Raw genomic sequence first — 17,238 nt, 5'->3', positions numbered from 1 at the left:
CCCACCCGCCTCCCGGCGTCCTATCTCGGTGGCAGCGGCTGCCACAGGCAGCCGCAGTCCGGGTGGCCCCTCAGGCGCATCCGGCGCGGCATGCCGTCGGTGGCCGAGAACTCGCACCACCCGTTCACGCTCGGCGGCCGGCCGCCGTCGAGCAGCACCTGGACGTGGAGTGCCGCCAGGCCCGCCACGGCGGTGGCCATCGCGGTGTCGCAGGCCGGGGTGCGCGCACGCCCCGGTCCTCCGTCCGCGAGCTGGGCCAGCACCCGTGGCCACGCCGCGTCCTCGTCCTCCCTCCGCAGCACCAGGCAGTGCCCGCAGGCCGACACCCCCGGCACCACCAGGGGCCCGACCACCCCGAACTCCTCCACCACGCCCACGTAGAGATGCGGCACCCCGGCCCGCAGCAGCTGCCGCGCCTCGTACGCCCCGCCCGCGAACGCCCCGCTGCCGTCCCGAGGCGCGAGCACCACGAGATCGGGCGGCGCGTCCGCGGCCCGCCGCGGCGCGGGTGCCGGGCGACGGGCCGAGGCCCGCTGGACCGCCTCCTTCGCCGCCGTCGTCCGCAGCCGCCCGACGTCGGACGGCGGCACGCCCGCGGGGGAGCAGTCGCCAGGCCGGACGCGGCCGCCGTCCTTCACCGTGACGGCCCCCGCCCCGGCTGCCGCGAGCACCGCCGCCACGGCGGCCCCGACCCGCCCCGCGCCGCGGACCTCGATCCGGGTGTCCGCCCGCCGGGCGAGCACCGCCGGTGCGGCACCCGGGCCGGAGTGGACCAGCGAGAGCGAGGCGAGGTCCGGCCCCAGCAGCTCCCGGTGCGGCTGCGGGAAGCGGGCGAGCGCGGCCTCGGCCGCCTCCGCGTCGTCGAGGAGCCCGGCCTCCTCCAGCTCGGCGAGCAGCGCCTCGGCCGGGTCGCGGCCGAGCCCGGCCTTCTCGCCGGCCGCCAGCAGCGCGGGGCGGTCCCGGGTGCCGTCGAGCAGGCCCAGGAAGTCGCACAGGGTCTTGTCGGCGTGCTCGACCACTCCCGCGTAGCGGCTGATGGTCCCGAACTGCAGGGTCTCGGTGTCGCGCCAGCTGCGGGACAGGGCGGGCTTGAGGGCGAGGCGCACGGCGGTCTCCTTTCCGATCGTTTTCGGACGGCTGACGGCAGCTTGCCCGATCGGGGCGACATCGTGCGCCGGGTTATCCACAGGCGCTGGCCCATGATCACATCATCGGTTCGCAGGTCCTGTGGATAACTGGGTATCCGCTCCGGCGTCGGTTTCCGGACACCCCTTGTCGGCCTTTCGTTACCGATCACTCCACGAAAGATTTCGGCCATGGCAGCGGACTTCTGTCAGTGGTAGCGGGTAACGTCGTGTGCCATGGCAGCCGAGCGGGACTCCCATCCATCGGCGTCGCGTCGGCGTGCCCGTGCAGCGTCCGGGTCGCAAGTGGCGGCGCCGAGCACGCGCGGGCGCTCGGATCAGCAGCCGAAATCCGCGCAGCCCCAGCACCAGACGCAGCACCAGGCACAGCACCAGGCGTCCCCGCCCAAGCCGGGGGAGCCGCACGACCGCACGCGGGTCGAGGTGCGCCGCAGTGCCCGCCGCAGCCGCACCGTCTCGGCCTACCGCGAGGGCGACCGCACCGTCGTCCTGATCCCGGCGCGGATGTCGCACGCCGAGGAGCAGCGGTGGGTCGCGCAGATGCTGGAGAAGCTGGCCGCGCAGGAGAGCCGCCGGATCCCGGGGGACGACGCGTTGGAGGCGCGGGCCCGCGAGCTGTCGGCCGCGTACCTGGACGGCCGGGCGAAGCCGGCCCAGGTCCGCTGGGTCACGAACCAGAATTCGCGCTGGGGCTCGTGCACGCCGAGCGAGGGGACGATCCGGCTCTCGCACCGTCTCCAGGGGATGCCGGAGTACGTGCTCGACTACGTGCTGCTGCACGAGCTGGCGCACCTGCTGGTGCCGGATCACGGTCCGGGGTTCTGGGCGCTGCTGGAGGCCTATCCCCGGACGGAGCGGGCGCGCGGGTACCTGGAGGGCGTGGTGTCGGCGGCGCGGCTACCGCACATCCCGGGGGCCCGGAGCGCGGACCCGGAGTCCGACCCGGCGCGTTCCTGCGGCTGAGGAGCCCGGCTGAGGAGCCCGGCTGAGGAGCCCGGCGGGGGAGGCAGGGAAACGGGGAGGCAGGGAAACGGGGGAAGGTAGGGAGCGGGAAGGCGGGGAGAAGCGCGGCGGGGCCGCGGGATCGAACGTGGGAGCGACGGAAGGGGGCGTGGGCCTATGCGGCCCGCGCCCCCTTCCGGTTGTCGCACCTCAGCTCGTGAGCCGCCTCGCCCGCGCGACGAGGTCGCGCACCGAGTGGTCGGTCAGCTCGGGCAGGCCGTCGTAGTCGAACCAGCGCAGGTCGAGCGACTCCTCGCTGATCAGTGCCTGCGCGCCGGCCGGGGCCAGCGCGATGTACTGGACGTCCAGGTGGGTGTTCTCCGGCCGGTCCTTGCCGGTGCAGCGGACCTGGTGCCGGTCGAGCTTGGCCGGGGCGGGCCGGCCGTCGACGGCGAGCAGGGTGAGGTCCGGGATGCCGGACTCCTCGACGGCCTCGCGCAGCGCGGCCGACGCGAGGTCGGCGTCGCCCGGCTCGCAGTGCCCGCCCATCTGCAGCCACAGGCCGACCTTGGGGTGCAGGGTGAGCAGCACCCGCCCGGCCGCCGGGTCGACGACCGCGGCGCTCGCGGTGATGTGGGCGGGCAGGCAGGAGCGGTACAGGCCCTCGGGCTGCGCGTCCAGGTGCTCCAGGTAGTCCAGTCGCAGCTGTTCCTGGTCCTGGTCGGCGGGCCGCCACCGGGTCAGGGTGCCGACGGCGTCCGCGTGCAGGGCGGACGCCCCCGGGTCGGTGGCGGTCATGCGGTGGGCTCGCCCTTTCCGTCGGTGCCGTCCTGCTCGGGCCCGTTCTGCTTGGGCCCGTCCTGCTTGGGCCCGTCGTTCTCGGGGGTGTCGCCCTTGGTGAGGTTCGTGGTGCCGCCGGCCGCGGCCTCGCCGAGCAGCTTGTCGAGCGCGTCGAAGTCGATGCCGCCCTCCAGGTCGCCGGCCGCGCCGCGGTGCACGAAGGCGTCCGGGTCGTCGAGGTCGGCGGCGGTGGGCAGCATGTCGGGGTGCTGCCAGAGGGCGTCGCGGCCCTCGACGCCGCGCGCGTCGGCGAGCAGCGCCCAGAGCCGGGCGGCGTCGCGCAGGCGGCGCGGGCGCAGCTCCAGGCCGACGAGGGTGGCGAAGGTCTGCTCGGCGGGGCCGCCGGCGGCGCGGCGGCGGCGGACGGTCTCGCGCAGGGCTCCGGCCTGGGGCAGGTGGGGCTCGGCGGCGGTGTGGACGACGGCGTCGACCCAGCCCTCGACGAGGGCGAGCGCGGTCTCCAGGCGGGCGAGGGCGGCCTTCTGCTCGGGGGTGTCCTCGGGCTGGAGGAGACCGCCGGCGAGCGCTTCCTGGAGCGCCTCGGGGTTGGTGGGGTCGAGCTGGCCGACGAGTTCCTCCATGCGGGAGGTGTCGACCTTGATGCCGCGGGCGTAGGCCTCGACGGCGCCCAGCAGGTGGGCGCGCAGCCACGGCACGTGGGCGAAGAGGCGCTGGTGGGCGGCCTCGCGCAGGGCGAGGTAGAGGCGGACCTCCTCGGCGGGCACGCTGAGGCCCTCGCCGAACTCGGCGACGTTCTGGGGCAGCAGCGCGGCCTTGCCGGCCGGGGCGAGGGGCAGGCCGATGTCGGTGGAGCCGACGACCTCGGCGGCGAGGGCGCCGAGGGCCTGGCCGATCTGGGTGCCGAACATGGCGCCGCCCATGGAGCGCATCATGCCCATGAGGGGGCCGGCCATGGCCTGCATCTCCTCGGGCAGGACGCCGCCCATGGCGGTGCCGACGCGTTCGGCGACGGGGTCGACGAGGTCCTTCCAGACCGGGAGGGTGGCCTCGATCCACTCGGCGCGGCTCCAGGCGACGGCGGTGCCGGCGCCGGAGGGGAACTCGGTGGCGCCGTCGAGCCAGAGGTCGGCGAGCCGGACGGCCTCGGCGACGGCGGAGCGCTCGGCGGCGCTGACCGAGCGGTCCTTGCTCTTGCCCTCGGCGGGTTCGGCGACGACGGTCTGGCGGGCGATGTTCGTGGCGAGGTCCCAGTTCACCGGGCCGCCCTCGAAGGAGAGCATCTGTCCGAGCTGCTGGAACGCGGCGCCGAGGTCGCCCGGGTTGAGGCCGCCGAACATCGCGGCGAACGGGTTGTCGCCCGCGCCGGGGGCGCCCGGGGTGCCGGGGGCGCCGGGCATCCCGAACAGCGCGCCGAAGGGGTTGCCGGCGCCGAAGCCGAAGGGCTGGGGGCCGCTCTGGTCGGCGCCCTGCGAGCCCTGGTCCTTCTTCTTCTGCTCGTCGTCGGGCTTGGCCTTGCCGTCCTCGGGCTCCTCGGGCGGAACGCCGAATCCGAAGGGAAGGTCGCTCACGGGGTCCTCGATCCGGTCGGCCGTCATACGGGTGTGGCGGGAAATCCTGCGGGCCCGGGGCGGCGGCGGAGTGGGGACTCGCGAGCGGCTCCCGCGCGGCGGGCCCGCGCCGGGTGCACCGCGGGGCCTTCGCCTCGGGCAGGATGGACGTACGTGACACACGTACGTACGCACATAAGCTAACCGTGGAGGATGGCCGGTGAGTTCCCCGCCCTCGGACGTTCGCTCTGGGCTGACCGGAGGCGAGGACGCCCCGGACACCACGGCGTCGCCGCCTCCAGCCTACGGCGGACGGCCGGTCGTCGTGGCCGTCACGGGGGCCGCGGGGGTGCTCGGCGAGCGGGTCGCGGCCCGCCTGGTGGCCTCCCCGCACGTGAAGAAGGTCCTCGCGGTGGACGACCGGCGCGGTGACGTGCCGGGCGTGCAGTGGCGGGTGCTGGACGTGCGGGATCCGGCGGTCGCCGAGCGGCTGGCCGGGGTCGACGTCGTGGTGCACCTGGCGATGGACTTCGGCATGGAGTCCGATCCGCGGGCCCGCAGCGCCTACAACGTCCGCGGCGCGCAGACCGTGCTGACCGCCGCCGCGGCGGCCGGGGTGCACCGGGTGGTGCTGTGCACGTCGGCGATGGTCTACGGCGCGCTGGCCGACAACGAGGTGCCGCTGGCCGAGGACTCCGAGCTGCGGGCGACGGAGGAGGCCTCGCTGGTCGGGGACCTCCTGGAGATCGAGCGCCTGGCCCGGCGGGCGCCGCGCGCCCACCCGGGGCTGCAGGTGACGGTGCTGCGCCCGGCGGTCGTGGTGGGTCCGGGCGTGGACACGGTGCTGACCCGGCACTTCGAGGCGCCCCGGCTGCTGGTGGTGGCCGGTTCGCGGCCGTGCTGGCAGTTCTGCCACGTGGACGACCTGGCGATGGCGCTGGAGTACGCGGCGCTCGGCCTGGTCGAGGGCGAGGTGACGGTCGGCTGCGACGGCTGGTTGGAGCAGGAGGACGTGGAGCGGCTGTCCGGCATCCGCCGGATGGAGCTGCCGGCCTCCCTGGCGCTCGGCACCGCGGCCCGGCTGCACCGTCTGGGCCTGACCCCGGCGCCGGCCGGGGACCTGGCCTACACGATGTACCCGTGGGTGGTGTCCGGCAGCCGGCTGCACGAGGCGGGCTGGCGTCCGGCCTGGACGAACGAGCAGGTGCTGGCGGAGCTGCTGGCGCAGGTGGCGGGCAAGCACGCGGTGGCCGGGCGGCGGCTGGGCGGCAAGGAGGCGGCGACCAGCCTGGGCGCGGCCGGGGCGACGGTGGCACTGGTGGGCACGGCGGCGCTGGTGCGGCGGGCGCGCAAGCGGCGCCGCTTCTGAGGAGTCCGAGGGGGCGCCCACCGAGGGGGCGTCCCGCGTCGGGACGTCCGGCGTGGAGATGTCCGGCAGGGCGGCCCGAGAGGGAGCCGGGCCCGGAGCGCGGGGTCGGCCGTCACCTCGACTTCTCACGATGCGAAATTCCCGGATCGTGATGCGGAAGCCCCTTGCCCGGGACCACCCCGGATGGGCAATCATGGGGTCATGTCCGAGAACCACGACCCCATCCGCCTGCTCGCCGTCCGCGACACCCCGCTCTCCCTGGACGAGGTGTACGAGGCGGTGGGCGACGACGCGGCCGGCGGCACGACCGTCTTCGTCGGGACGGTCCGTGACCACGACGGCGGCAAGTCGGTGGCCGCGCTGGAGTACAGCTGCCACCCCACGGCCGAGCAGGAGATGCGCCGCATCGCCGAGAAGATCGTCGCGGACTTCCCGGTCCGCGCGCTCGCCGCGGTGCACCGGATCGGCCGGCTGGAGATCACCGACAAGGCCGTGATCGTCGCGGTCTCCTGCGCCCATCGGGGCGAGGCCTTCGCCGCCGCGCGCCGGCTCATCGACGACCTCAAGCACGAGGTGCCGATCTGGAAGCACCAGGTCTTCGCCGACGGCGAGGAGGAGTGGGTCGGCGCCGGCAGCTGCTGAACCCGCACGTTCCCGGCACGCGGAGCGTCAGGCGCGCCGCGGCCTCACCCGAACGGGTCCGGCCGCCCGCGCCGGATACTCCCCGGCAGTGAGCCGATCGGCGCTCCCGTAACCCGGACGGCGGTGATCGCGTTGTCCGCCGGAGTGGTTAATCTGCTCATAGACACGACGAGCTGGGAGTACTGACATGGGTGCGCTCGCCTGGTTGATCATTCCGGTTGCCGCCGTCCTGCTCGCCGCCGTGTGGGCGGGCTGGGCCCAGCGGGCGCCGAGGGCCACGGGGGACCCGGCCTCACTCGCCGAACACCGGCGGTTCATGGCCGCGATGGAACGCACGACCGCCGGCAGCGCCGGTTCGGGGGAGACCTCCGGCCGGTAGCCCGGGGGGCGCCGGTTCACCCGCGTCCCGTACTGTCGTGGCATGCCACGCCGCTCCGCGACGATGCTCGCCGCCACCCTGCTGCTCATAGCGCTGCTCTGCGTCTCGGTGCTGATGAAGGTGCCGTACACGGAGATGAGCCCGGGTCCGACGTACAACACGCTCGGCCAGCAGGGGGGCAAGCCGGTGATCACCATCACCGGGCGCGACTCGTACCCGACGACCGGGCACCTGAACATGACGACCGTGCAGGTCACCGGGGCCAAGTACGAGCCCAGCCTGGTGAACGCGGTGATCGGGTGGCTGCGCGACGACGTGATGGTGGTGCCGCACGACAACGTCTACCCCAAGGGGCAGTCGGACGCGGACGCGAAGAAGCAGAACGCCGAGGAGTTCGCCTCCTCCGAGGACAGCGCCCGCACCGCGGCGCTCAAGCAGCTGGGCATCCCGGTCGGCAACGACCTGATCGTCAAGACGGTCACCGCGGGCGCGCCCGCCGAGGGCCGGCTGCACGCGGGCGACCAGATCGTCGCCGTCGACGGCACCGCGGTGACGACGACGGACCAGGTGGCCGCGGGCGTCACCAAGCACAAGCCGGGCGAGCCGGTGGTCTTCACCGTCGTCCCGCGGCTCAAGGACACCTCGGGCAACGGCGCCGCGGACCCGGCGGCCCGCACCGACGTCACCGTCCCGACCGTGGCGGCCAGGGACCTCGACCCGAAGGCCCCGGCCGAGCGCGCCGGCCTCGCGGTGGTCGGCATCGGCACCGGGATCCGGCACACCTACCCGTTCCAGATCGACATCGGCCTGCAGGACGTGGGCGGGCCGAGCGCCGGCCTGATGTTCTCGCTCGGCATCATCGACAAGCTGACCCCGGGCGGCGACCTCACCGGCGGCAGGTTCGTCGCGGGCACCGGCACCATCGACGACGACGGCAAGGTCGGGCCGATCGGCGGGATATCGATGAAGATCATCGCCGCCCGCGACGCCGGCGCCGAGTACTTCCTCACCCCGTCCGGCAACTGCGCCGAGGCGGGCAAGAACGTCCCGTCCGGGCTGACCCTGGTCAAGACGGACACGCTGGACGGCGCGCTGAAGTCGCTGGAGCAGATCCGCTCCGGCCAGACCTCCGCGCTGCCGTCCTGCGCCGCGAAGTAGCGATCCGCCGCGGCGGGCCCCGCCGTGCGGCAGGGCCCCGGAGGGCGGCTACGCGAAGGTCGCCAGCAGGGCCTCGGTCAGGCCGGGCACCAGGTCGGGGCCGGTCAGCACCTCGCGCGCGGTGTCCTTGGAGCGCAGCCGCAGCGCGATCTCCTTCTTGCCGTCGCGCAGCACGGCGGCGGTGATCCGCACCTCCTCGCGCTTGGGGTGGTTGGCCACCCACTCGGTGAGCTGGGCGTCGCTGGCGTTGCGCGGGCGGCTCTGCTCGGCGCCCGGCGGCAGCATGAGGCGCTCGACGACCAGGGCGCAGCCGGCGACGGCGTCGGGCCAGGCGATGGTGCCGAGGAACTTGTCGAGGGGGGTGCCGGCCGGGATCTCGTCCTGCTCGACGGGGGTGAGGCCGGCCGCGTCGTCGTCGGTGAGGCCGAGCTGCTTGGCGACCCGGGGGTCGGCCTTGCGCAGGGCGCCGGAGTCGACGAGGGCGAAGAGGCGGGCGGGCAGGTCCCAGCCGAGGGTGGCGGCGTACTCGTCGATCTCCAGGGCGGCGCGGGTGAGGGGGGTGGCCGCGGGGAGGGTGGAGACGTCGTCGGGGGAGTCGGGCTGGGGCGTGGCGGTGGCGTCGGACATGTCTCAATCCTCACACGCCGGGTGGGGCTTGCCGCGCCGGGCGGTGCGGGTGGTGTGGAGGAGCGGCGTCGTAACCGTCTGCTAACGGTGGGAACTCGGTCGGAGCCTGGTTAAGTTGCTCTGAAGACCGACCGACTCCAGACGACACAGCTGAGGTGCCACCGTGGTATTCCAGATGCCGGAACGCTCAGGGCCGGGTTTCCGGCGCAGGGTAGGTCCGCCCTCCCGGCGGGCGCGGGTGGCCCTGCTGACCCTGGGCGTGCTCGCGGTGCTGTTCCTGCTGTTCGTCATGTTCGCGGGTTTCTGGACGGACTGGCTGTGGTTCAGGTCGGTCCACTACGCGTCGGTGTTCACGACCCAGTTGTGGACGAAGGTCGGCCTGTTCGCGGTGTTCGGGCTGCTGATGGCGCTGATCGTCGGCTTCAACGTGTGGCTGGCGCACCGGCTGCGCCCGCCGCTGTCGGCGATGTCGGTGGAGCAGCAGAGCCTGGACCGCTACCGGGCGGGGCTGGCGCCGTTCAAGCGCTGGGCGCTGATCGGCGTGTCGCTGGTGATCGGCCTGGTGGCGGGGGCGGCGGCGTCGGGGCAGTGGCGCACGTGGCTGATGTGGACGAACGCGACGTCCTTCGGCGAGAAGGACGCGCAGTTCGGCATGGACGTGTCGTTCTACGCCTTCGACCTGCCGTTCTACGAGTTCGTGCTGGGCTTCGCGTTCAGCGCGGTGATCGTGTCGCTGCTGACCTCGGTGCTGGTGCACTACCTGTACGGCGGGCTGCGGCTGCAGGGGCCCGGCCGGCGGGCGAGTGCGGGGGCGCAGGGGCACCTGGCGGTGCTGCTGGGCGTGTTCGTGCTGCTGAAGGCGGTGGCGTACTGGCTGGACCGGTACGCGCTGGCGGTCAAGACCGGCTCGTACAAGGGTGTTTCGGGCTGGACGGGCCTGCGGTACGTGGACGCGAACGCGTTCCTGCCGGCGAAGACGATCCTGTTCTTCGTGGCGATCATCTGCGCGGTGCTGTTCTTCCTGACGCCGGTGCGGCGCACGTGGGCGCCGGCGCTGATCGGTCTGGGGCTGATGGTGCTGTCGGCGGTGCTGATCGGCGGGGTGTACCCGGCGATCGTGCAGCAGTTCCAGGTGAAGCCGAACGAGCAGGCCAAGGAGACGCCGTACATCCAGAAGAACATCGACGCGACGCGTCGGGCGTACGGCATCGCGGACGCGCAGACGTCGCAGTACACCCCGCAGGGGTCGACGACGGCGGACGCGCTGAAGCCGGACGCGCAGACGATCGCCGACATCCGCCTGCTGGACCCGAACATCGTGTCGCCGACGTTCCAGTCGATCGAGCAGCAACGCAACTACTACGCGTTCCCGAACACGCTGGACGTGGACCGCTACGGCGCGGGCACGGACAAGCAGGACACCGTGATCGGCCTGCGTGAGCTGGACCTGAACGGCGTGCAGCGCAACTGGATCAACGACCACTTCAAGTACACGCACGGCTACGGCGCGGTGGTCGCCAAGGGCAACCAGGTCAACGACAAGGGCCAGCCGGTGTTCACCGAGTCGGGCCTGCCGGCGACCGGGGCGCTCGGCGACTACCAGCAGCGGGTCTACTACGGCGAGAAGACGACGACGTACTCGATCGTCGGCGGCTCGAACCAGGAGATCGACTACACGACCGAGACCGGCGAGAACAAGCAGTACCAGTACACCGGCAACAGCGGTGTCTCGCTGGACAATCCGCTCACCCGGGCCGCGTACGCGGTGCGCTTCGCCGAGCCGCAGATGCTGTACGCGGGGGCGATCACCGACGGCGCGAAGGTGATCTACAACCGGACGCCGAAGGAGCGGGTGGAGAAGGTCGCCCCGTGGCTGTCGATCGACGCCGACCCGTACCCGGTGGTGCAGGACGGCCGGGTGGTGTGGGTGCTGGACGGCTACACGACGTCCGACGGCTACCCCTTCGCGTCGAAGACGACGCTGGGCACGGCGACGAAGGACTCGCTGACCAACCAGCGCGGCGAGCTGCTGTCGGTGGCCAACAAGGTCAACTACATCCGCAACTCGGTGAAGGCCACGGTCGACGCGTACACCGGCGAGGTGAAGCTCTACCAGTGGGACGACAACGACCCGGTGCTGAAGACGTGGATGAAGGCGTTCCCGGGCACGGTCGAGCCGAAGGCGGACATCCCGGCGACGCTGCTGCCGCACCTGCGCTACCCGCAGGACATGTTCAAGGTGCAGCGCGACCTGCTCGGCCAGTACCACGTGACGGACGCCAACTCGTTCTTCAACGGCAGTGACATCTGGCAGGTCCCGGTGGACCCGACGAGCGACACCAAGCAGGTGCAGCCGCCGTACTACCTGACGCTGCGCATGCCGGACCCGGAGGTGACGTCGGCGAGCTTCTCGCTGACGACGACGTTCGTGCCCAACGGCCGGGACAACCTGGCGGCGTTCATGGCGGTCGACGCCGATCCGGGCCCGGACTACGGGAAGATCCGGATCCTGAAGGTGCCGGGCGACAGCAAGACGCTCGGCCCGAACCTGGTGCAGTCGCAGTTCAACTCCCGGCCCGAGGTGGCGCAGCAGATCACGCTGCTGAAGAGCGGCGGCGACTCGGACCTGGAGTACGGGAATCTGCTGACGCTGCCGGTGGGCGGCGGGCTGCTCAACGTCGAGCCGGTGTACGTGCGCGGGCGCGGCGCCAAGTACCCGACGCTGCAGAAGGTCCTGGTGGTGTACGGGAACGACAACGTGGCGTTCGAGAACACGCTGGAGGAGGCGCTGCGCAAGGTGTTCGCGGGGGCCGCGCCGGCGACGACGCCGACGGCGCCGAGCACTCCGGGCAATCCGGCGAACCCGGGGACCCCGGCGAACCCGGGCACGTCGACGGGTCCGACGACGCCGCAGCCGGGCGGGACGATCTCGCCGGAGCTGCAGAAGGCGCTGTCGGACGCGGAGAAGGCGTACAACGACGGCCAGACGGCGTTCAAGAACGGCGACTGGGTGGCGTACGGCAACGCGCAGAAGGCGCTGGGCGACGCGTTGAAGGCCGCCGACGCGGCCCGCTCCGGCGCTCCGGCGCCGGCCGCCCCGAGCGGCGGCCCGTCCGCCACCGCGGGCGGGTCGCCGAGCCCGAAGCCGTGAGCCGCCGGGCCCGCGCCCGCTGAGCTGCGGCAACCGATTTCGGTTCCGCCCCGCGTCCGTGCTACTGTTGAGTCACCGACGCGGGGTGGAGCAGCTCGGTAGCTCGCTGGGCTCATAACCCAGAGGTCGCAGGTTCAAATCCTGTCCCCGCTACTCAGTAGTGACAGAGGCCCGGAGGATTCGTCCTCCGGGCCTCTGGCGTTTTCGCCCCGAAGCGGCGGGAACCGCTCCGGTACTATCGACCGTCGCCAACGATGACGGCACCGGGTTTGTGGGGTTGAAGTGTCGGGAAATCGACAAAGCGCCGAAGCAATTTCGTCGGCTTCGGGGCAGCCCCGCCCGAATTCGGCCGGGGCAGGTGTACGCGGGTTGCAGGTGGTGCGACGATGGGACACATGGGGGACGGTGCACGGCTGCTGACCAGCCGTCGGGTCCGGCGCTTCCCCTGGAGGACCCCCCGGCCGGTGGCTGGGGGAGGATGCCGCGACACTCTGGGGGAGCGGGAGTCCGGATGAGGCTGATCGGCAAGAACGGGCCAGGTGCCAGGTCCGGCGCTGCCACCGAGGCGGACACCGACGCCTGGGCGGAGAGCCCCGAGAGCCCCGAGAGCCGTCCCGGCGCCCTGCCCGCCCAGCGCACCGGCGGCCTCGCCGAGCGCCGCGCGGCCGGCTGCGGCCCCGACAGCCTCGTCCACGTGCCCACCCGTCAGTTCACCTCCGCCGTCGGCCCGTACGGCGAGTCCGCGGACGGCTCCGGCGGCGCCCACGGCGGCGGCGCCCTCGACCCGGCGGGCCTGGACACCACCAGCTTCGAGACCGCGCTGGCCGCCCGCGAGCAGGCCGCGCTGGAGGCCCGGCACCGCCGCGCCGCCGAGGAGGGCGACCCGGACGCCGCCTCCCGGCTCGGCACGCTGCTGCTGCGCCGCGGCGAACTGGAGGACGCCGAGCCGTACCTGCGCGCCGCCGCCGCGGCCGGGGTCCGCGCCGCCTCCAACAACCTGGGCGTGCTGCTGCACCAGCAGGGCCACCGCGCCGAGGCCGCCCAGTGGTGGCGCCAGGCCGCCGTCGCCGGCAGCGCCCCCGCCGCGCACGCGCTCGGCCTCCAGCTGCGCGACCAGGGCGAGGAGGAGGCCGCCGAGTACTGGCTGCACTTCGCCGCCGACCACGGCCACCCGCTCGGCGCCTACGCGCTCGGCGACCTGATGGAGCACCGGCGCGACGTCCGCGCCGAGCGCTGGTTCAAGGTGTCCGCCGACGCCGGCCACCGCGAGGCCGCCTACCGGCTGGCCCGGATGCGCGAGGCGGCCGGCGACAAGGACACCGCCGAGACCTGGTACCGCACCGCCGCCGCCCGCAGCCACGCCCGGGCCGCGCTGCGCCTGGGCGTGCTGCTGGAGGAGCGGGCCGGAGCCGACCAGGCGCTGCTGGACGAGGCCGCCCGCTGGTACCGGCAGTCCGCGCAGAACGGCGAGCCGCGGGCCGCGTGCGCGCTCGGCTTCCTGCTGCGCGACTCCGGGGACGTCGCGGCCGCCGCCGAGTGGTGGCAGGAGGCCGCCGAGGCCGGGGACGGCAACGCCGCCAACGCGCTCGGCGCGCTGCACGCGAGCCGCGGCGAGGCCAAGGAGGCCGAGCACTGGTACCGCGGCGCGCTGGACGCGGGCGACCACAACGGCGCCTTCAACCTCGGGCTGCTGTGCGCCGGCACCGGCCGTGAGCAGCAGGCCGAGCAGTGGTACCGGCGGGCCGCGTACGCCGGGCACCGGGAGGCGTGCAACGCGCTGGCCGTGGTGCTGCTCCAGCGCGGCGACGAGTCCGGCGCCGAGCCGTGGTTCTCCAAGGCGGCCGAGGCGGGCAGCGTCGACGGCGCGTTCAACCTCGGCGTGCTGCACGCCGGGCGCGGCGAGCACCAGCAGGCGCAGGAGTGGTACGCGCGGGCCGCCGCCGAGGGCCACGGCGAGGCGGCGCTGCAGCTCGCGGTCGCCCAGGAGCAGCGCGGCAACCTGGCGGGCGCGCTGGAGCGCTACCGGCAGGCGGCGGCGGGCGGTTCGGCCGAGGGCGCGTTCCGGCTGGCGTCGGTGCTGGACCGGCGGGGCGACGCGGACGCGGAGGCCGAGCACTGGTACGCGGTGGCGGCGGACGCCGGGCACCGCCGGGCGCAGGTGCGCATGGGCGTGCGGGCGGCCGAACGCGGCGCGCTGGAGATCGCCGAGAGCTGGTACCGGCGGGCGGCGGAGTCCGGGAGCCGCAGCGCGGCGTTCAACCTGGGGCTGCTGCTGGCCCGGCAGGACAGCGAGGCCGAGGCGATGCTCTGGTACACCCGGGCGGCGGACGCCGGGCACGGGCGGGCGGCGCTGCGCCTGGCGCTGCTGGCGCTGCGGCGGGGGGAGCCGGTGCAGGCGGAGAACTGGTGCCGCCGGGCGGCCGACTACGGGCCGGCCGAGGTGGCGGAGCGGGCGGGGCGGCTGCTCGGGGCGCTGCACGCGGAGCTGAGCGCGTAGCGGCTCCGGGCTGAGCGGTGGCGTGGCCTAGCGGGCCGGCGCGTGCGTACAGTCCGGACAGAGCCCGCGGTAGGTGATCTCGGCGCCGGAGAGGACGAAGCCGAAGCGCTCGGTGGCGGGCAGGGCGGCGAGCGGGTCGCCGTGGGGGTGGACGTCGCGGATCGCGCCGCAGCCCGAGCAGACCAGGTGCTGGTGGGCGTGGCGGGCGTTGGGGTCGTAGCGCTTGGCGCGGCCGTCGGTGGCGACCTCCAGGACCTCGCCGAGGGCGACGAGTTCGCCGAGCGTGTTGTAGACGGTCGCGCGGCTGATCTCGGGCAGGTGCCGGGCGGCGCGGGCGTGCACCTCGTCGGCGGTGAGGTGGACGTGTTCGCCGTCGAGGACCTCGGCCACGACCCGGCGCTGCGAGGTCAGGCGCCACCCACGTCCGCGAAGTCGTTCCAGCAGGTCGCTCATGCGCACCAGAGTAGGTCACGCTCTGAGATTGGTGCCAGTATTGACTTAGACAAAGTCCAAGTTAGGATCGAGTCCTCACGATCGGATCACGCGGAGGCTTCTCTCATGACGACCCAGGACGAGCTGCGCCCCACCCTCACCACGGAGGCGGGCGCCCCCGTCGCCGACAACCAGAACACCGAGACGGCGGGTGTCGGCGGCCCGGCGCTCATCCAGGACCAGCTGCTGTTCGAGAAGCTCGCGCACTTCAACCGCGAGCGCATCCCGGAGCGCGTGGTGCACGCCCGCGGCGCCGCGGCCTACGGCACCTTCACGGTGACGGCCGACGTGACGCCCTACACCCGGGCCGGCTTCCTCGCCGAGATCGGCAAGCAGACCGAGGTCTTCCTGCGCTTCTCCACCGTGGCCGGCAACCTCGGCTCCGCCGACGCGGTGCGCGACCCGCGCGGCTTCGCGCTGAAGTTCTACACCGAGGAGGGCAACTACGACCTCGTCGGCAACAACACCCCCGTGTTCTTCATCAAGGACGCGATCAAGTTCCCCGACTTCATCCACACCCAGAAGCGCGACCCGTACACCGGCTCGCAGGAGGCGGACAACGTCTGGGACTTCTGGGGCCTGTCGCCCGAGTCGACCCACCAGGTGACCTGGCTGTTCGGCGACCGCGGCATCCCGGCGACCTACCGCCACCTCAACGGCTACGGCTCGCACACCTTCCAGTGGCAGAACGAGGCCGGCGAGCACTTCTGGGTCAAGTACCACTTCAAGACCGACCAGGGCATCCGCAACCTCACCCAGGACGAGGCCAACCGCCTCGCCGGCGAGGACCCGGACAGCCACCAGCGCGACCTGCGCGAGGCGATCGAGCGCGGCGAGTTCCCGACCTGGACCGTGCAGGTCCAGATCATGCCGGCGGCCGACGCGGCGAACTACCGCTTCAACCCCTTCGACCTGACCAAGGTGTGGCCGCACGCGGACTACCCGCCGGTCGAGATCGGCAAGCTGGAGCTCAACCGCAACCCCGACAACGTCTTCGCCGAGGTCGAGCAGTCGATCTTCTCCCCGGCGCACTTCGTGCCCGGCATCGGCCCGTCCCCCGACAAGATGCTCCAGGGCCGCCTGTTCGCCTACGCGGACGCCCACCGCTACCGCGTCGGCATCAACGCCGACCACCTGCCGGTGAACCGCCCGCACGCCACCGCGGCGCGCACCAACAGCCGCGACGGCTACCTGTACGACGGCCGCCACGGCCGCCAGAAGAACTACGAGCCGAACAGCTTCGGCGGCCCGGTCGAGACCGGCCGCCCGCTGTGGGCCGCCACCGCCGTCACCGGCCCGACCGGCAACCACGTGGCGCCCTCGCACGCCGAGGACGACGACTTCGTGCAGGCCGGCAACCTCTACCGCCTCTACTCCGAGGACGAGAAGCAGCGCCTGATCGCGGGCCTGGCCGGCTTCATCGCCAAGGTCTCGGAGGACCGCGAGGACATCGTGGAGCGGGCCGTCGACAACTTCCGCAAGGCCGACGCCGACTACGGGCAGCGGCTGGAGGCGGCCGTCCGCGAGCTGCGCAAGAAGTAGCCGCGGGCTTGCCCCGAGAAAGACGGCGGGCCCCTCGACCAGCTCCCACTGGTCGAGGGGCCCGCGATCACGTCCGGGACGGGTCGCGTCAGACGCTCAGGCGCCGCAGCGTCTCCTCGTGCAGCAGGCCGTTGCTGGCGACGGCGTCCGCGCCGCCCGGGCCCGGGACGCCGTCCAGGCCGGTGAAGCGACCGCCGGCCTCCTCGACGATGATGCAGTTGGCGGCCATGTCCCACAGCGACAGCTCGGGCTCGGCGGCGATGTCCACGGCGCCCTCGGCGACCATCATGTAGGACCAGAAGTCGCCGTAGGCGCGGGTGCGCCAGCAGGCCCGGGTGAGGTCGAGGAACGGGTCGAGGCGCCCGCGCTCCTCCCAGCCGGACAGCGAGGAGTAGGAGAAGGAGGCGTCCTCGATGCGCGAGACGCCGGAGACGTGGATCCGGGAGGCCTTGGCGAGGCTGCGGCCCGCGTAGGCGCCGAGGTCCTTGGCGGCCCACCAGCGGCGGCCGATCGCGGGGGCCGAGACGATGCCGACCACCGGGCGCCCGACGCCGTCCTGGCCGTCCTCCAGCAGGGCGATCAGGGTGGCCCAGACCGGCACGCCGCGGATGTAATTCTTGGTGCCGTCGATCGGGTCGATCACCCAGCGGCGCGGGCCGGAGCCCTGGAGGCCGAACTCCTCGCCGAGGACGGCGTCGCGCGGGCGGGCGCGCTGCAGGATGCCGCGCACCAGTTCCTCGGCGGCCTTGTCGGCGTCGCTGACGGGGGTGAGGTCGGGCTTGGTCTCGACCGCGAGGTCGAGCGCGCGGAAGCGCTCCAGGGTGACCGAGTCGGCCGAGTCGGCGAGGACGTGGGCGAGTCGGAGGTCGTCGTGGTAGTCGGCCATGTCCGAAACCCTAGCGAGCCCGCCCGGATCGGGACAGCCGGGCTCACGGAGTGAACGCTC

Annotated in this window: 14 protein-coding genes and 1 tRNA gene; 9 read left to right on the top strand and 6 right to left on the bottom strand. The window is 73.4% G+C overall.

Annotation, left to right across the window (positions count from 1 at the left end; all coding sequences use genetic code 11):
- Positions 1–20: 20 nt before the first annotated feature.
- Positions 21–1,106 (bottom strand): ThiF family adenylyltransferase, encoded by a 1,086-nt coding sequence (locus ACFXDE_RS22250; protein WP_380496570.1) that lies wholly within the window; start codon positions 1,104–1,106, stop codon positions 21–23.
- A 324-nt stretch (positions 1,107–1,430) separates the two neighbouring features.
- Between ACFXDE_RS22250 and ACFXDE_RS22245 the strand changes: the two genes are divergently transcribed.
- Positions 1,431–2,108: a M48 family metallopeptidase gene (locus ACFXDE_RS22245; RefSeq protein ID WP_380496569.1), complete on the top strand. Its 678-nt coding sequence runs from the start codon at positions 1,431–1,433 to the stop codon at positions 2,106–2,108.
- Positions 2,109–2,297: 189 nt separating this feature from the next.
- Here ACFXDE_RS22245 and ACFXDE_RS22240 read toward each other — a convergent pair whose 3' ends face one another.
- Together ACFXDE_RS22240 and ACFXDE_RS22235 are read right to left on the bottom strand one after the other, a co-directional pair.
- Positions 2,298–2,885 (bottom strand): NUDIX hydrolase, encoded by a 588-nt coding sequence (locus ACFXDE_RS22240; protein WP_380496567.1) that lies wholly within the window; start codon positions 2,883–2,885, stop codon positions 2,298–2,300.
- Positions 2,882–4,456: a zinc-dependent metalloprotease gene (locus ACFXDE_RS22235; protein ID WP_380496566.1), complete on the bottom strand. Its 1,575-nt coding sequence runs from the start codon at positions 4,454–4,456 to the stop codon at positions 2,882–2,884. Before ACFXDE_RS22235 ends, ACFXDE_RS22240 begins: the two co-directional genes overlap by 4 nt.
- A 199-nt stretch (positions 4,457–4,655) precedes the next feature.
- On the opposite strand from ACFXDE_RS22235, the gene ACFXDE_RS22230 reads away from it, so the two are divergent.
- The 4 genes from ACFXDE_RS22230 (at position 4,656) to ACFXDE_RS22215 (ending at position 7,983) form a co-directional block, all read left to right on the top strand.
- On the top strand, positions 4,656–5,804 hold the full coding sequence (locus ACFXDE_RS22230) for an NAD-dependent epimerase/dehydratase family protein (RefSeq protein ID WP_380438460.1): 1,149 nt from the start codon (positions 4,656–4,658) through the stop codon (positions 5,802–5,804).
- A 201-nt stretch (positions 5,805–6,005) separates the two neighbouring features.
- Positions 6,006–6,446, top strand: a complete 441-nt coding sequence (locus ACFXDE_RS22225) for a molybdenum cofactor biosynthesis protein MoaE (RefSeq protein ID WP_359966241.1) — start codon at positions 6,006–6,008, stop codon at positions 6,444–6,446.
- Positions 6,447–6,633: 187 nt separating this feature from the next.
- Positions 6,634–6,825: a hypothetical protein gene (locus ACFXDE_RS22220; RefSeq protein ID WP_380438464.1), complete on the top strand. Its 192-nt coding sequence runs from the start codon at positions 6,634–6,636 to the stop codon at positions 6,823–6,825.
- A gap of 42 nt (positions 6,826–6,867) precedes the next feature.
- Positions 6,868–7,983, top strand: coding sequence for a PDZ domain-containing protein (locus ACFXDE_RS22215; RefSeq protein WP_380496565.1), 1,116 nt, complete (start codon positions 6,868–6,870; stop codon positions 7,981–7,983).
- 48 nt (positions 7,984–8,031) lie between these two features.
- On the opposite strand, the gene ACFXDE_RS22210 is transcribed toward ACFXDE_RS22215, so the two are convergent.
- Positions 8,032–8,610 carry a PPA1309 family protein gene (locus ACFXDE_RS22210; RefSeq protein ID WP_380438468.1) on the bottom strand — a complete coding sequence of 193 codons (579 nt, stop codon included), beginning with the start codon at positions 8,608–8,610 and terminating at the stop codon, positions 8,032–8,034.
- Between the two features lie 175 nt (positions 8,611–8,785).
- Between ACFXDE_RS22210 and ACFXDE_RS22205 the strand changes: the two genes are divergently transcribed.
- From ACFXDE_RS22205 to ACFXDE_RS22195, 3 genes are all read left to right on the top strand, one after another.
- Positions 8,786–11,761 (top strand): UPF0182 family protein, encoded by a 2,976-nt coding sequence (locus tag ACFXDE_RS22205; protein WP_380438470.1) that lies wholly within the window; start codon positions 8,786–8,788, stop codon positions 11,759–11,761.
- A gap of 79 nt (positions 11,762–11,840) precedes the next feature.
- A tRNA-Met gene (locus ACFXDE_RS22200) sits at positions 11,841–11,914 on the top strand.
- 358 nt (positions 11,915–12,272) lie between these two features.
- Complete coding sequence (locus ACFXDE_RS22195) at positions 12,273–14,258, top strand: tetratricopeptide repeat protein (protein WP_380496563.1); 1,986 nt, start codon at positions 12,273–12,275, stop codon at positions 14,256–14,258.
- 27 nt (positions 14,259–14,285) lie between these two features.
- Here ACFXDE_RS22195 and ACFXDE_RS22190 read toward each other — a convergent pair whose 3' ends face one another.
- Complete coding sequence (locus ACFXDE_RS22190) at positions 14,286–14,711, bottom strand: Fur family transcriptional regulator (protein WP_380438474.1); 426 nt, start codon at positions 14,709–14,711, stop codon at positions 14,286–14,288.
- 105 nt (positions 14,712–14,816) lie between these two features.
- Here ACFXDE_RS22190 and ACFXDE_RS22185 point away from each other — a divergent pair, with 105 nt between their 5' ends.
- Positions 14,817–16,292 (top strand): catalase, encoded by a 1,476-nt coding sequence (locus tag ACFXDE_RS22185; RefSeq protein ID WP_380496562.1) that lies wholly within the window; start codon positions 14,817–14,819, stop codon positions 16,290–16,292.
- Between the two features lie 88 nt (positions 16,293–16,380).
- On the opposite strand, the gene hisN is transcribed toward ACFXDE_RS22185, so the two are convergent.
- Positions 16,381–17,178, bottom strand: coding sequence for a histidinol-phosphatase (gene hisN, locus ACFXDE_RS22180; RefSeq protein WP_380496561.1), 798 nt, complete (start codon positions 17,176–17,178; stop codon positions 16,381–16,383).
- Positions 17,179–17,238 lie beyond the last annotated feature (60 nt).

The organism is Kitasatospora sp. NPDC059408, from assembly GCF_042751525.1.
In the GTDB taxonomy this organism is placed as follows: Bacteria; Actinomycetota; Actinomycetes; order Streptomycetales; family Streptomycetaceae; genus Kitasatospora.
This window is presented reverse-complemented; position numbering and strand designations above follow the sequence as displayed.